At 63.0% G+C, this 14,922-nt stretch carries 15 protein-coding genes; 6 read left to right on the top strand and 9 right to left on the bottom strand.

Features of this window, described 5'->3' with window-relative positions; translation table 11 throughout:
- Positions 1–19 precede the first annotated feature (19 nt).
- The 5 genes from AC4FWB_RS07580 to AC4FWB_RS07560 all read right to left on the bottom strand — a co-directional run bounded on the left by AC4FWB_RS07580 (position 20) and on the right by AC4FWB_RS07560 (position 4,203).
- The gene (locus AC4FWB_RS07580) at positions 20–814 is read right to left on the bottom strand and encodes an FAD binding domain-containing protein (protein ID WP_491025320.1); all 795 of its coding nucleotides are present in this window, start codon (positions 812–814) and stop codon (positions 20–22) included.
- A 13-nt stretch (positions 815–827) separates the two neighbouring features.
- Positions 828–1,271, bottom strand: a complete 444-nt coding sequence (locus AC4FWB_RS07575) for an SRPBCC family protein (protein ID WP_491025318.1) — start codon at positions 1,269–1,271, stop codon at positions 828–830.
- A gap of 159 nt (positions 1,272–1,430) precedes the next feature.
- Positions 1,431–2,258, bottom strand: coding sequence for a helix-turn-helix domain-containing protein (locus AC4FWB_RS07570; protein WP_491025317.1), 828 nt, complete (start codon positions 2,256–2,258; stop codon positions 1,431–1,433).
- 148 nt (positions 2,259–2,406) lie between these two features.
- On the bottom strand, positions 2,407–3,405 hold the full coding sequence (locus AC4FWB_RS07565; RefSeq protein ID WP_059187162.1) for an ABC transporter permease: 999 nt from the start codon (positions 3,403–3,405) through the stop codon (positions 2,407–2,409).
- 54 nt (positions 3,406–3,459) lie between these two features.
- Positions 3,460–4,203, bottom strand: a complete 744-nt coding sequence (locus AC4FWB_RS07560) for an ATP-binding cassette domain-containing protein (RefSeq protein WP_491025316.1) — start codon at positions 4,201–4,203, stop codon at positions 3,460–3,462.
- A 457-nt stretch (positions 4,204–4,660) separates the two neighbouring features.
- On the opposite strand from AC4FWB_RS07560, the gene AC4FWB_RS07555 reads away from it, so the two are divergent.
- Together AC4FWB_RS07555 and AC4FWB_RS07550 are read left to right on the top strand one after the other, a co-directional pair.
- Positions 4,661–5,650: a sugar-binding protein gene (locus AC4FWB_RS07555; protein WP_491025315.1), complete on the top strand. Its 990-nt coding sequence runs from the start codon at positions 4,661–4,663 to the stop codon at positions 5,648–5,650.
- Between the two features lie 167 nt (positions 5,651–5,817).
- Entirely contained in the window at positions 5,818–6,582 is a 765-nt protein-coding gene (locus AC4FWB_RS07550; RefSeq protein WP_491025314.1) for a FadR/GntR family transcriptional regulator, read from the top strand.
- Positions 6,583–6,603: 21 nt separating this feature from the next.
- On the opposite strand, the gene AC4FWB_RS07545 is transcribed toward AC4FWB_RS07550, so the two are convergent.
- Entirely contained in the window at positions 6,604–7,542 is a 939-nt protein-coding gene (locus tag AC4FWB_RS07545; protein ID WP_491025313.1) for an NAD(P)-dependent oxidoreductase, read from the bottom strand.
- Positions 7,543–7,700: 158 nt separating this feature from the next.
- Between AC4FWB_RS07545 and AC4FWB_RS07540 the strand changes: the two genes are divergently transcribed.
- Complete coding sequence (locus AC4FWB_RS07540) at positions 7,701–8,618, top strand: NAD-dependent epimerase/dehydratase family protein (RefSeq protein ID WP_491025312.1); 918 nt, start codon at positions 7,701–7,703, stop codon at positions 8,616–8,618.
- Between the two features lie 79 nt (positions 8,619–8,697).
- Positions 8,698–9,474, top strand: coding sequence for a FadR/GntR family transcriptional regulator (locus AC4FWB_RS07535; RefSeq protein ID WP_491025311.1), 777 nt, complete (start codon positions 8,698–8,700; stop codon positions 9,472–9,474).
- A 173-nt stretch (positions 9,475–9,647) separates the two neighbouring features.
- On the opposite strand, the gene AC4FWB_RS07530 is transcribed toward AC4FWB_RS07535, so the two are convergent.
- Both AC4FWB_RS07530 and AC4FWB_RS07525 read right to left on the bottom strand, forming a co-directional pair.
- On the bottom strand, positions 9,648–10,058 hold the full coding sequence (locus AC4FWB_RS07530; protein ID WP_491025310.1) for a RidA family protein: 411 nt from the start codon (positions 10,056–10,058) through the stop codon (positions 9,648–9,650).
- Positions 10,059–10,308: 250 nt separating this feature from the next.
- Positions 10,309–10,596, bottom strand: coding sequence for a DUF3175 domain-containing protein (locus AC4FWB_RS07525; RefSeq protein ID WP_491025309.1), 288 nt, complete (start codon positions 10,594–10,596; stop codon positions 10,309–10,311).
- A 217-nt stretch (positions 10,597–10,813) separates the two neighbouring features.
- Between AC4FWB_RS07525 and AC4FWB_RS07520 the strand changes: the two genes are divergently transcribed.
- Positions 10,814–11,983, top strand: coding sequence for an MFS transporter (locus tag AC4FWB_RS07520; protein WP_491025571.1), 1,170 nt, complete (start codon positions 10,814–10,816; stop codon positions 11,981–11,983).
- 86 nt (positions 11,984–12,069) lie between these two features.
- Here AC4FWB_RS07520 and AC4FWB_RS07515 read toward each other — a convergent pair whose 3' ends face one another.
- A complete protein-coding gene (locus AC4FWB_RS07515) occupies positions 12,070–13,386 on the bottom strand; it encodes a hypothetical protein (protein ID WP_491025308.1) in 1,317 nt (438 codons plus the stop codon).
- A 419-nt stretch (positions 13,387–13,805) separates the two neighbouring features.
- On the opposite strand from AC4FWB_RS07515, the gene AC4FWB_RS07510 reads away from it, so the two are divergent.
- On the top strand, positions 13,806–14,888 hold the full coding sequence (locus tag AC4FWB_RS07510; protein WP_491025307.1) for a substrate-binding domain-containing protein: 1,083 nt from the start codon (positions 13,806–13,808) through the stop codon (positions 14,886–14,888).
- Positions 14,889–14,922 lie beyond the last annotated feature (34 nt).

The raw sequence follows: 14,922 nt of genomic DNA, 5'->3' as shown, positions 1-14,922 counted from the left end.
GACGCGCCCCCAACGGATGTTAGTTTTGCAGCAGCCGGCCGAGATGGACCGGCAGGACTTGCGTGCGATACCAGGCGCTGGCGATGGGATCGGTGATCGGCGAGGTGCCTTGGCCCGCCGCCGCCAATGCCGGCGCGATCTCCTCGGCGGTCAGCTTGCAACCAAGCAGCGCCTTCTCCGCCGCCTTGGCGCGCATCGGCCGGTCGGCCATGCAGCCGAGCGCGATGCGTGCGGAGGTTACCCTACCGTCGGTCGTGCGCTGCAGGAGCGCCGCGATGCTCAACACCGAGACGCCCTTCGGCTTGACCCGCGACACTTTGAGGAAGCGGAAGCTTTCCGTCTTTGGCAGCGAAAAGCCGACAGCGGCGACGATGGCGCGGCTGGTGTCGCGGCCGGCCAGGAAGGTCTCGATCGGCATTTCGCCGGCCTCGGTGGCAACCGCGGCATCCAGCGCCAGCAGCGCCACGGCGAAGTCGCCGTAAGGGGCGGGTGCGAACAGATTGCCGCCGACGGTCGCCATGTTGCGGATCGCCGGCCCGCCGACGGCGCGCGCGGCCGGCCCGAGCGCGGCAAGCTCGGGATGGCGGGCGATCGCGGCCATGGTGACCGAAGCGCCGAGCCGGACCCTGCCGCCGGAAACCGTGATTTGCGAGAGGCTTGGTTCGGTGACGCGCACCAGGCTGGAGACAGAGATGTCGCCCTCATTGGCGGCGCGGACGACCAGCGTACCGCCGCCCAGATAGCGGGTGCCGGACGCCTGCAGGGCCGCATTGGCGTCTTTCACCGTCGAGAAGGTCTGCAGCGCAAGCGACATGGCGCCCCCCGATCTAGCTGTTGCCGGCGAAATGGCTCTTCAGGGCATTGAAGCCGCCCTGGAAGACATTGGCGCCCATGCCTTCGGCCAGCTTGTCGGCTTCCTCGGGCGCGGCGTCGAAGCTCGCGCTCCATTCGGCATAGGTGCGGTTGCCGTCGGTCACGCGCCGCAATTGCAGCGTCGCCTTGTGGTTGGTGATCGGCTGCGGCGTCTCGAGGATCGAATAGCTGACCAGGAAATTCTCGTCGGAGAAGTCGAGCAGTTTCTCGCGCAGCCGCGCGCCGCTGACTAGCTTGAAGTTCCGCACGCAGCCGACCGTGGAAGCGTCCTTGCCGTCCTCGATATGGCTTTCCACCATGCGCGGATGCCAGCTTGGCAGGCCGTTGAAGTCGCGGATCCGCGCCCAGACCTGTTCGACCGGCGCGTCGATGACGCTGGAGATGGTGACTTTCGCCATAAAGCTCGTTCCCTTGCAAAGACGACAAGAGGCTAGGGCGGCCGCCGCTACGGCGCTTATCAATGCGTCTTGAGCGCGTATCAATCAGTCTGAAAAAAGAGCGGCCTTGGGCCGCTCAGGCAGTCTGAAAATAGCCTTGCAAGATAAGCCTGCGCCGGCTCAGGACATCGCCCGCGCCGCCTCGCGGTAAAGAGTCGGCGGCACGCCGACATGGTCGCGGAAGAAGCGCGAGAAATTGCCCTGGGTGGTGAAGCCGAGATTGCAGGCGACCGAGATCAGCGGTTCTTGCGACCACTGCAACTGGCGCACGGCTTCCTCCATGCGCAGCGTGTTCCAGTAGACATTCGGCGTCAGGTTGGTCTGCTCCTTGAACAGCGCGAAGAAATGCGGCCGGGAGAGGCCGACGGAGCGGGCCACGTCGTCGAAGCAGATGCGCTCGCAGACATTGGCCTTCATCAGCTGGATCGCCTTGCGGACGCGGAAATCGAGCATCGTGTTGATGCGAGCGCGCGCTGCCTGGGGCGCCGAGGCGTCGGCCGCATCGAGCACGCTGTCGATGAAGCGCTCGATCTCGTAATTGGCGACGTCGTCGATGCTCTCATTGTCGGTCAGGTGGTCGAGCAGGTTCGCCGCCGCCTGATGCAGCCACGGCTCCAGGATGATTGCCGCCTGCGCGAACAGCGGCGCGGATGGTGGCAAGTCGCGGCGCCGGCGCGCCCAGTCGGGATCGATGTAGAAGGCGAGGAAAAGGCCGGGCCTGCCGTTGCGGGAAAGCGCGTGGCTGTGCGGCTGGAACGAGTTGATGCCGGCGGCGGTGGTCGGTCCGAGCCGCACCGTCTCGCGGCCGATGGTCATTTCCCCGGCGGTGCCTTCCAGCCAGATGATGAGATGCGCCTCGCCATGGGCATGGGTGACGAAGTCGTTGCCGACATTCAGGACAGAGACATGTCCGAACCGGCCCCAATAGAGCCTGATCGCGTCCGTCATGGGTATAGTTCCTCCCGCAGGCGACTGGCCTCCCTTCGCCTGCCAGGGGATTTTGCGACCGGGGTCCGGCCTGCGTCAAGGCATGGCGGAATAATGGTCGCTTCGCATCGCTCGTGCGTGCGGATTTTCAGACTGAACGATAGGAACGTCAGTCGCTGCGCCGGAAGTTGCGGATCCGGTCGAACAGCACGGCCAGCAGGATGGCGCCGCCGATGAAGGTGCCTTGCCAGAAGGCATTGATGCCGAGCAGGCCGAGACTGTTGCGGATCACCTCGATTAGGGCGGCGCCGACGATGGCGCCGAAGGCGGTGCCGACGCCACCGGCGAGATTGGCGCCGCCGATGACGGTGGCGGCGATCACCTGCAGCTCCATGCCGGTGCCGATATTGGTGGTGACCGCGCCCAGCCATCCGGTCTCAATGATCCCGGCAAGGCCCGCCGACAGCGCCGAGATCATGTAGACGGCGACCTTGATCTGGCGCACCGGAACACCGGTCAGCGTCGCCGCATGCTCGTTGCCGCCGATGGCGAAGATGTGCCGGCCGAACTTGGTCCAGCGCAGGATGAAGCCGGTGATCAGCGCCAGAAGGATCATATAAAGCACCGGATTGGCGATGCCGAACAGCCAGGCACCGCCGCCCAGTGCGAGCAGCTTGTCGTGGTCCGGTCCGAACTGGAAGACGACGGTGTTGTTGGAGGCGACCATGGCGAGGCTGCGGGCGACCGACAGCATGCCGAGCGTCACCACGAAAGGCGGGAAGTCGAGATAGGCGATGAGGACACCGTTGAAGGCGCCGATGGCAAGCGCGGTGACGATCGTGGCCAGGATGCCCACCTCGATCGAATAGCCGGCATGCATGGTGACGGCCAGCACCATCGAGCACAGGCAGAGCACCGAGCCGACCGAAAGGTCGATGCCGCCGGTGATGATGACGAAGGTCATGCCGAGCGCCACGATGGCGACGAAGGTGATGTTGCGGGTGATGTTGTAGAGGTTCTTCTGCGTCGCGAAGGCGTCGGTTGCAAAGGACAGGAACAGGCAGGCCAGAATGACCGCGATCACCACCCAGAAAGTCTGGCTGGACAGCACGCGCGACAGAAAAGTGTGCTGCTTCTGCGCGATCGTCTGATCAAGGGTAACTGCCATTGTCGACCTTCCTGCCGGCGGTGAGACGCACGGGCGTCACTGGTTTCGGCGCTGTTACGCTACCTGCTCGATGGCGCCGGTGATCAGCCCGGTGACCTCTTCCGGCGAGCTCGAGGCGATTTTCTTGTCTGCGACCTTCCTGCCGCGCCGCATGACGATGACGCGGTCGGCGACGTCGAAGACGTCGGGCATGCGGTGGCTGATCAGCACGACGGCGATGCCCTGATCACGCAGATGGCGGATCAGGTTTAGCACTTCGGCGACCTGCCTGACCGAGATCGCCGCTGTCGGCTCGTCCATCAGCACGATCTTGGCCTGCGACAGCATGGTGCGGGCGATGGCCACGGCCTGGCGCTGGCCGCCCGACATCTGCTTGACGAGGTCGCGCGGCCGCGTCTCGGATTTCAACTCGGCAAAGAGCTGGCCGGCGCGCTTGTACATCGCGGCATAGTCGAGGATGCGGAACGGGCCGACGCCGCGGCGGAGTTCCCGGCCGAGATAGACATTGGCGGCGGCGGTCAGATTGTTGCAGAGGGCCAGGTCCTGGTGGACGATCTCGATGCCGTGCTGGCGGGCTTCCGCCGGCTTGTGCAGGATCAACTCCTTGTCGTCCATGTGCATCGTGCCATGGCTTGGGCGGAAGTTGCCGGCGATCATCTTGACCAGCGTCGACTTGCCAGCGCCGTTGTCGCCCATAAGGCCGACGACCTCGCCGGCCTGCAGCGTGAACGAAACGTCGTTCACCGCCTGGATGGCGCCGAAATGCTTCGAAATGTTGGCGAGTTCGAGAACCGACACCAGCCTTAAGCCTCCCCTTTTCCGCCCTGCGACTGCCCTCCGACACGGATGACGGCACGCCGCATGAGCCTCGCACCCCAACTCCTCCCGAGCCGGTGCGATCGGACCATTTAGGCAAAAGCCCGCATGGGCGTCAATCAATTGTCGGATGATTTATTTCGAAACGCGACAAAAAATCAGTTTTGTAGGACAAATAGGAATTGACGTCGGCGGCGAGCCGTTATTAGCTAGCGTCGGAGGAAGAACTTGCCCTCGCAAATCGCTGCTCGGCGGGAGCGATGGGCAAATCGGTTATGATCCGGCGATGCCAGCGCTCATTCGGCCTGGAACGGATCGACAAATGCTTATCGGCCCGGCTTAAGACACGAACGTTCGAGGCAATTCCCGTGTCCCTTGCGTCCAGGTCGGTTGGTATGGCGGGCACGTCGTGTCCGTCTGTTTTCAAGGGAGGACTGATATGAGGAAATCACTTTTGCTCGCCGCCGTCGCCGCCATGGCGTTGAGCGCCGGGCCGGCTTTGGCGAAGAAACAACTCGTCATTGTCGTCAAGGGTCTCGACAACCCGTTCTTCGAAGCCATCCATCAGGGCTGCGAGAAGTGGAACAAGGAAAACGCCAGTTCGGAATATGAATGCTTCTATACCGGCCCGGCGTCGACCTCCGACGAGGCCGGCGAAGCCCAGATCGTCCAGGACATGCTGAGCAAGCCCGACACGGTGGCGATGGCGATCTCGCCGTCCAACGCGCCGCTGATCGCGCAGACGATCAAGAGCGCCAATCCATCGATCCCGATCATGACGGTCGACGCCGACCTGGCCAAGGAAGACGCAGCGCTTCGCAAGACCTATCTCGGCACCGACAACTATCTGATGGGCAAGAAGATCGGTGAATACATCAAGAAGGCGAAGCCGAATGGCGGCACCGTCTGCCTGATCGAAGGCAATCCCGCCGCCGACAACATCCTGCGCCGCGCTCAAGGCACACGCGACGCGCTGTCGGGCAAGGAAGGCCTTGCGGCGCTCGCCGGCGAGGGCGGCTGGACCGAAGTCGCCGGTTGTCCGGTGTTCACCAATGACGACGGCGCCAAGGGCGTTCAGGCGATGACCGATATCCTTGCCGCCAATCCGAAGCTGGACGCCTTCGCGATCGAAGGCGGCTGGCCGCTGTTCGGCGCGCCGCAGCCCTATCGCGACCTGTTCAAGCCGATGGCCGACAAGATCGCCAAGAATGAATTCGTCATCGGCGCCGCCGATACGATCGGCGACGAAGTGGCGATCGCCAAGGACGGACTGGTGACCGCGCTCGTCGGCCAGCGGCCGTTCGAAATGGGCTACAAGGCGCCGTCGGTGATGCTCGACCTCATCGGCGGCAAGAAGGTCGACGATCCGGTCTTCACCGGTCTCGACGAATGCACCAAGGATACGGTCGATACCTGCATCCAGAAGTAGGCTTCTATCGCGGGGCGCCCTTCAAAGGGCGCCCCTCCACCTTTCGCCAGGATCATGGACGCGGCCTTGCCGGGGTGGCGGGCGAAGACTTTTCCGCGCCCAGAATTTCTTGTCCGGCAGAGTTTTGCGGGCGTCTTGGGGCTCGCGACAGGAGGCACCGAACGCGGATGCCACGGGAAAAGTCAGCGAAGCGCTTAGCCGAGCCAGCGGCGGTCGTCATACGCGGGCCTGAGGCGACGCGGATCTCCGGTCTCAGCGTGCATGCATCGCTCGCCGGCGAGATCGGGCTGAGGATCGTGCGCGGCGACTATCCGCCCGGCACCATCCTGCCCAATGAAGCCAAATGGTCGCAAACCTTCAACGTCAGCCGCTCGGCGGTGCGCGAGGCGATCAAGATGCTGATGGCCAAGAGCCTGCTGGCGTCGCGGCCGAAGATCGGCAGCTGGGTCGAGCCGCGAGAGCGTTGGAACCTGCTCGACCGCGACGTGCTCGCCTGGTACGCGACCTCGCCCGACCGCGAGGTGTTCCTGAGGACGGTGCAGGAGTTCCGCCACATCATCGAACCGGAGGCTGCCGCCTTCGCGGCGATGCGGCGCTCCGACGAGCAGATGGTCGAGATCAGCCTGGCCTGCCGCGAGATGGGTGAAGCGGCGCATATACAGGAGCGCACGCGCGCCGACACCCGGTTTCACCTCGCCATCCTGCGCGCTTCCGGCAACGAGCTGCTGGTGCCGCTCGGCGTGCTGATCGAATCGGCGCTCGACCATCTCTTCGTCTTCGTCACGCGCGAGCACAGCGACCAGCGGCGGGCTCAGTCCCTGCACGAGGCGATCGAGCGGAACATCCGCCTGCAGCGCCCGGCGGCCGCCAGAAGCGCGGTGCACAAGCTGCTCGCCAACACCGACGAGGTGATAGAGCTGTCGCGGCGGTGAGAGGGAAGCGCCGGCGGCGAATCAGATCTTCTGCTTAACGCCATCCTTCGAAGGCATCAGGTCGACGCCGTTGAGCTTGCCGATATGCGTGGCGAGCATCGGCACATACTGCTCGGCCGGCCCCGCGGCGAAGGCGGTCGCGAACGAGTTCTTGGTGGCGTTGCCGAGCGGATTGGCAATGCCGGCGGCGCCCGCCATCGATTCCAGATAGGTCAGATCCTTGAAGGCATTGGCGATCGAGAATTTGTGCGCGTCGCGATCGCCGTCCAGCGTCCAGCGCATGAAGGTCTGGTAGAAGCCGCAATCCATGCGGCCGTTGCGGATCACGCTGTCGAAGCGCGGCGGCGAGATGCCGACCTTCTGCGCCAGGGCCAGCGCTTCTGAATAGATTGCGGCATAGCCCAGCGAAATGAAGTTGTTGAGCAATTTCATGCGGTGGCCGTCGCCGGTGTCGCCGATATGGACGATGCGACCGGCCCAGGTTTCGATCACCGGCTTCACACGTGCGAACACCGCGTCGGGGGCGCCGACCATGGCGTCGAGCGTGCCTTCCCAGGCCTCCTTCGGCGTGCGGCTGAGCGGAGCGTCAACATAATCAACACCAAGCGCGTTGAGCTCGGCGGCTAAAGCCACGGTCGAGACCGGATCTGAAGTCGAGCAGTCGACGACGACCGAGCCCTTCTTCAAGCCTTCCTTGAGCCCGCCGGCCCCGCGGATGATGGCTTCCACCTCGCGTGAGCCGGTGACGCAAATGAAGACGATGTCGGACGCCGCCGCCACGTCGCGCGAGGTCGTCGCTTCCTTGGCGCCGCGGCCAAGCAGATCCTCCGCCGGCTTGCGGTTCTTGCGGCCGAGGAAGGTGAGCGGATAACCCTTGTCGACGATGTTCTTGGCGATGCCGTGCCCCATCAGCCCGAGACCGATGAAACCGATGTTCTCGCGGGCAGCGGTGGTGGTCATGTCGTTTCGTCCCTGTCTTTGTCTGATGATCGGGGCCGGCGCGACCGGCCGGCGAGCGATTGCTGGAGAAGGTTTTCGCGGATCGCGGTTGGCAGGCGATTGCGGAGCGCCATATTGTCTGACAATACACATAATTCCTGGGCAATGTGGAGAGCAAAATGACGAAGCGGATCATGTTCACCGGCGGCAGCGGCAAGGCCGGCCGCCATGTCGTGCAGTATCTGGTCGAGCATGGCTGCCAGGTGCTCAATATCGACACCAGGCCGCTCGACAACCCGAAGGTGCGCACTTTGATCACCGACATCACCGACAGCGGCCAGGTGTTCAACGCGCTGTCGAGCTATGCGGGGCTGCATGAGTTCGACCCGTCGCTGCGGGCGCAGCCGGTCGATGCCGTGGTCCATTTCGCCGCCATCCCGCGCATCATGATCACGCCCGACAACGAGGTGTTCCGCATCAATGCGATGGGCACCTACAATGTCATCGAGGCGGCGGTGAAGCTCGGCATCCGCAAGGTGATCGTCGCCTCCAGCGAGACGACCTACGGCCTCGTCTTTGCCAACGAGCCGCGCAATCCGACGCATTTTCCGCTCGACGAGGACTATGACGTCGATCCGATGGACAGCTACGCGCTGTCGAAGATCGTCAACGAGAAGACCGCGCGCGCTTTTGCGCTGCGCAGCGGCTTCGACATCTATGCGCTGCGCATCGGCAACGTCATCGAGCCGCATGAATATGCGCTGTTCCCAAAATGGTTCGCCGATCCGGGGTTCCGCAAGCGCATCGCCTGGAGCTACATCGACGCCCGCGATCTCGGCCAGATCACGTTGCGCGCCATCGAGAAGGACGGGCTGGGCTATCAGGTGTTCAATGCAGCCAATGACGACACCTCGTCCGACCTGCCGACGGCAGAACTCCTGAAGCGGTTTTATCCGGGCGTGCCGGTGAAAGCCGAGCTCGGTGAATTCGAGACGCTGCTGTCGAACCGCAAGGCGAGGGAGGTGCTGGGCTTCCGGCCCGAGCACAGCTGGCGCAAATACGTCAAGACGGTATTAGAGGAGACAAACGCTGGTTGAGCTGTGCACATCCGCGCGCTTTGCGGCAAAGCTGGCTTGCCGTGCTTGACAGCTTCTGAAAACCGGACTTTCTGGATATATGCGGGACGCGAAGCCGAACAACGAAAATAGGCCGACGACAGCGGCATCTGCCGAGCGTCCGGCCGGTGCTCGCCGGCCCAATTCGCCGCGCATCCCTGGCGCCAGCGTGCATACCTCTTTGGCCAGCGAAATCGGCCTTCGGATCGTGCGCGGCGACTATCCGCCGGGCACCATCCTGCCCAACGAAGCGAAATGGTCGGAAACCTTCGACGTCAGCCGCTCGGCGGTGCGCGAGGCGATCAAGATGCTGATGGCCAAGAGCCTTCTGGCGTCGCGGCCCAAGATCGGCAGCTGGGTGGAGCCGAAAGAGCGCTGGAACCTGCTCGACCGCGATGTGCTCGCCTGGTACGCGACCTCGCCCGACCGAGAAGTCTTTCTGCGAACGGTGCAGGAGTTCCGCCACATTATCGAGCCGGAAGCGACGGCTTTTGCCGCGATGCGGCGCACCGACGAGCAGATGGCGGAGATCAGCCAGGCCTGCCGCGAAATGGGCGAGGCGACCAACCTGCAGGAGCGCACCCGCGCCGACACGCGTTTCCATCTTGCCATCCTTAGGGCCTCGGGCAACGACCTCCTGGTGCCGCTCGGCGTCCTGATCGAATCCGCCTTCGACCATCTCTTCGCCTACACGACACGCGAACTGGACGATCTGCAGCACGCCCAGAAACTGCACGAAGCGATCGAGAGGAACATCCGGCTGCAGCGGCCGGACGCGGCGCGCAACGCGGTGCGCAAGCTGCTTGCCAACACCGACGACGTCATCCGCTCGCGTTAAAGGCCGGCCGATATTCAGGTGATGCCGGCCTGACCCGAACAAACCCAGGCGTTGTTCGCGGATGCCGCCTTAAAGCGCGTCGCGCTGAAACGGATTCAGGCGACGCGCTTTAAGCCTTTGTTTTGACGCATGTCGTTGTCCCAGAACCGCTGCACACTTCTGGGCGACATCCATTAGCCGTCTGTGGTGCGGTCGATGACCGCGATCGCATCGACTTCTATCAGGTAGCCTGGGGACATAACCGCTACCCCGACCACCACGTTTGCGGGCTTGTGACCTCCGAAAAGCGCCTTCTGGGCCTTTTCGATGATCGGCACATGTTCGTCGCGATTATAGTCGACGACGTAAATTGTGATCTTGCAGACTTCCTCTGGCCGGGCGCCGGCGGCGGCAAGCGCACGGCCAAGATTGCCAAACGTCAGGCGCGCCTGGGCCGCGAAATCACCGAGGCCGACCAGCTTGCCGTGTATGTCTTCCGGCTGCTGGCCCGATACGAACACCAATTTGCTTCCTGTCGCGATGACGACCTGGGTGTACATTTCAGGAATCGGCAGATCGTTGGGATTTATGCATTCGAGCGTCATTGACTACGCCTTCCGCTATGGGTGACGGGAACTGGCAGGTTTGCACAGATCAGGTGAGAGGATCTATCTGCGGGTCGCCTCAGCGCGGACTTCCATCTGCCGCCACGGAACTTCTCCAGCCGCAAGCGGCGGTAGCATGAATTTCGCCGCGCCGTCCAGATGATCCCGGCCACGTAACTTTCACGGCGACTGGAACTATACCATCCACCCCAGCCGTCATGTTTCGATCCAATTGTTCGCTGATGCCGCCTTAGTCCTGCTTTTCGCGCCCGAAGGCGACGCGCAGTTCGTCCTTCGCCCTTTCCAGCACCCGCTTGCGCTGCTCCGGCAGGTTCCTGCCGGCGCGGTTGATGTAGAAATTCAGCATCGACATCGCGGACCGGAACGGCTCCGCCTTGCGACGGTGGCTATGCTCGGCCGAGCGCTTGAGCGAGGCGGCGATCTTCTTGGCATCGTCGGATTCGAAGACGTGATCTTCGAGGTCCAGCGCATCGCTGTGCTCGGTCACCTCGGCCGACCATTTCTTTTTAGCGGTCATGGTGAAGCTCCTTCCATGGACACAACTCGGGGCGGCAGGGCCGGTTCCCGGTTGCTGGAGCCACGGATTTGTCCGTCGTGGCGCTGCTCGGCGCAGGAAATGCACCGATACTGGGCTGAAACCGCCCGATCTGGAAGAATCGCGGACAGGAAACGCCTTGACGACAATCCCCGGAAACGCGGCAAACGGCGCCGGCATCGACAGCTTCTATGCCTGGATGCGGCTCGGCATTTCCTTGCTGCTGGCGACGATCGGTGGCGCCGGCATGTGGTCGGTGGTCGTGGTTCTGCCCGCCGTACAGGCCGAGTTCGGCATCGATCGCGCGGCTGCATCCATGCCTTACACCGCGACCATGGTAGGCTTTGCCGCCGGCAATGTGCTGGTCGGGCGCGCCATCGATCGTATGGGTTATTGGATACCGGCACTCGCCTCCGCGGCGGCGCTGAGCGCGGGCTTTCTTCTCGCGTCGCTCACCACGTCGATCATCGGCTTCACCCTTGTCCAGGGGCTGTTGATCGGCCTCGGCACCTCGGCGATCTTCGGGCCGCTGATCGCGGATATTTCGCATTGGTTCAACCGCCGCCGCGGGGTCGCCGTGACGGCCGCCGCCTCCGGCAGCTATCTGGCCGGTGCGGTTTGGCCGATTGTGATCCCCTACATCATGGGAGGTGAAGGCTGGCGTTTCGCCTATGCGGCGATCGGCGTGTTCTGCCTCGTGACCATGGCGCCGCTGGTGCTGATGCTGCGGCGCGGCGCGCCGCGCGAGACCGCCGGCTCGTCCGGCAGCCGGCCGGTTCAGCCGATCTCATTGTCGCCGTCAGCGCTGCAAATGCTGCTGGTCGTCGCCGGCTTCGGTTGCTGCATGGCGATGTCGATGCCGCAGGTGCACATCGTCGCCTATTGCATGGATCTCGGCTATGGCGTCGCGCGTGGCGCCGACATGCTGTCGATCATGCTGGCGGCGGGCGTCGTCAGCCGCATCGGATCGGGTTTTCTCGCCGATCGCATCGGCGCGGTGAAGACGCTGCTCATCGGCTCGGCGCTGCAATGCGTGTCGCTGCTCTTCTATATCCCCTTCGACGGGCTCGCCTCGCTCTATGTCGTCTCGCTCATCTTCGGCCTCTCGCAAGGCGGGATCGTGCCCTGTTATGCGATCATCGTGCGCGACTACATGCCGGCCAGGGAAGCCGGCCAGCGCGTCGGCATCGTCTTGATGGCGACCATCTTCGGCATGGCGGTCGGCGGCTGGATGTCGGGCTGGATCTACGATCTCACAGGCTCCTACGCCGCCGCGTTCCTCAACGGCATCGCCTGGAACCTGGTCAATCTCACCGCCATTTTGCTCCTTATGTGGAAGGCGAGGCGAAGTGCAGAAGCGCTGGCCTGATGTAGCGCGAACTGCAAGGCTCCGCTTGAATGGGGCGAAGGCTGTGCGACACCAGTCGCGGCGCGCCTCGATAGGCTTCAAGCAAATCAGAAGAAGTTGACGATATCTTCTTCAGTCACTGTTGAATTCCGGTAGATTCCGTCGAGTCCAGCTATTCCCGACAGACCATTTGGCCCGTTGGCGCCTGGCGGTCCCTTTGAGGTAGAATTGCCGCCGTAGCAATACGTCGTCTGAGCACCGCCTGAGCCGGCGTCCACGCCTGGGCCTCCTTGCCCGCCGGTGCCCCCAGGGCCGCCCCGTCCCGAATACGCGATCGCACCGGTCGGAAATATGGTTTCTTCAAGTCGGAAGACTTGCAGGCTGCCTGCATTGCCACCCAATCCGCCATTTCCGCCCGTGCCCCCCTGCATGCCTGCAAAACCGCTTTCCTCCAGGTCGCGCCGACAGTCGAATGAAGGATCAGAGTCACCGATGCCAGCATCTGCGCCGACGGCCGCCGGCCCACCTGCACCCCCGTTTCCCCCGTGTGCTCCATCGAGCTCTATCGCAAGAGAGCCGTCGAGTTGAACCACAACGGCAATCAGAACCGAGCTGGATGAAGCACCGGCTTTTCCAGGCGTTCCGCTTGCGCCGACACCACTTACCGGAACAGGTGCGGCAGCATCCTCGGTTCCATTGGAATCCAGACCTGCAATCGTTCCGCCCGCGGAAACAATATGGTTGCTCAGCAGAAACAAATCGCTATCGCCAACAACTATCTTCGATCCATGACGAAATTCAAGCTTGCAGAACCGTAAGAAGTTAGCTGTCACGCCCAGGTTTGGCAAATGGATGGTTGCATGGTCCAAAATAATCCAGGGATATGAGGCGGCCAGAGTTCCAGAAATATCTTTTGCGCTCAGAGATCGATCGAGACTAACGGATGCGGAAATCGGGAAGTCCCGCTGATCGCCGGTAATCGTCTGAGGTGCGCTTTTGCAGGAAAGTCGCCGCATATCGCCGTAGCCATTGAACAGGGCGCGACCCCGGGACGTCGTGCCATTGGGATTCCTCTCGTCTATCGCGGCCATGCGGAAAGCGTCGGCCGGCTGCCTGTCGTCGATGGCCGTCCGCGTTCCCACCGCGGCCGTCGAACCGAGTCCGAAGCGGGCGCGCACATGGCCCTGCCCGGTGGCCTCCTCGATGGATCGGTCTTCGAATTGCCGCCTGGTGAGATTGCGCGCGGCGAAAAGGTCGAAACGGGCCAGCCGAAACCTATCGGATATGTCCTCGGCACCCTTGGCCGGGATTCCCCGGTTGGCGAAATTGCCGGGCACAAAGGCGGCTTTTCGACCGGCGGAATCGTCGAAGCTCGTGAAGCTCGCGAGGATGAAGGCTGCGAAGAACCCGCAAAGCCGGAGCATGGCAAATCCCTAACCGGTGTTACCGAGCTACCAAAAGAATTGCGATTTCAAGGTCCGTCCGAGAGCATGCAATCTGCCGAGACAGGACAAGAGAAAAGCCGTCGCGACAGAGGCCTTTTCATCATATTATCAATCGCTAAAATACATCAGGGTTGGAGAGGCCGCAAATGATTGTCAACCGGCTCCTCAACCGGCCATTGCAAGGAGGTCTACCAGCGCAAGGGGAGGGCTGCGGGGCGACGGCCGAACTCGTCCGCGTTTTTTTCGCGTGACGTCGCGCCCGAACACTGGACGCAGCAGACTATTTACTTGGACAGGCTTTGGGCGGAATATTGCGAAGTGGGAGGAAGCACTCGGAAAATCCCCTGAATAAATGCGCTCGAACGGCTTCCGCCCGTTGAATGCAAGGGAGGATAATCATGAGACGTACTTTCCCGCTCGCGGCATGCGCCGCGGCGTTGTTGTTCGGCGTGCCCTCCGCCTTCGCTCAGTCCGGCGGCGTCCAGAAAGCAGTCGGCGGCTACAGCTTCGAGGAAGCCGCCAAGGAGGCCCCCACCACCAAGGACTTCCATTCGGCCGATGGCCATCTCACTTTCGCGATCGTGACTCACACAGCCGGCAACGGCTTCTTCGATCCGGTCTATGTCGGCGCGACCGCCGCCGGCAATCTGATCGGCGCCAAGATACTGCTGCTCGGCTCGGAATCTCCGACCGACGACCCTGCACGCGAGATCGAAATCCTGAACCAGATCGTGCAGGACCCGACGATCGACGGGCTGATCATGACAACGCCCCAGGTCGGCGCCTATAACGACATCGTCAAGGCCGCCGAGGCCAAGGGCATACCGGTAGCAACCACCAATTCCTTCGACGGCACGATCCTCGACCGCAGCGGCATCAGCCACACTGGCCAGGACGCCTCCGCCGCGGCGATCGCCGGCGAGGCGCTTGTCAAGTGCCTGACCGACAAGGGCATCGAGAAGGGCTCGATCGTATTCCCGTCTTCGACCGCAATGGGCAACATCGAGGTAAACAATCGCGTCACCTCGGCGTTCAACGCGGTCGTCAAAGGCCTGAAGGCCGCTGGTAAGCTCGAGGCCTTCAAGGTCGATGCAGGTCCCGAGAACACAGGTATCGACACCAATCCGAACGATCCGGTCAACGGCATCGTGACGCTGTTCGAATCGCGTGGTGACGTCGTCGGCGCCTTCGCCGGTAACAACGTTTTCACGCCGGCGTTGGTTAAGGCCGTCGCCCAGACCGGAAAGACCGGAAAAATCTGTGCCTATGGCTTCGACCTCGGTCCGGCGCAGCAGGATGCGTTGAAGAGCGGCGACCTGACCGGCGCGCTCGGACAGCAGCCCTTCCTGCAGGGCTTCTATCCGGTCATGCAACTCTATCTGCAGATCGATCGTGGCATCGCGGCCGCCAATCTCGACACGCGCGCCCAACTCGTGACGCAGGAGACTGTTGGAAAGGTCGGCAAGCGTTTCGAGAACTGAATGTCGAAGCGATCCTGAACCCGGCGCGGGAGGG

This window comes from Mesorhizobium sp. LEGMi-168a (assembly GCF_058312955.1).
Note: the sequence above shows the minus strand (reverse complement) of the source record. Positions and strands in the feature narration are given on the sequence as shown.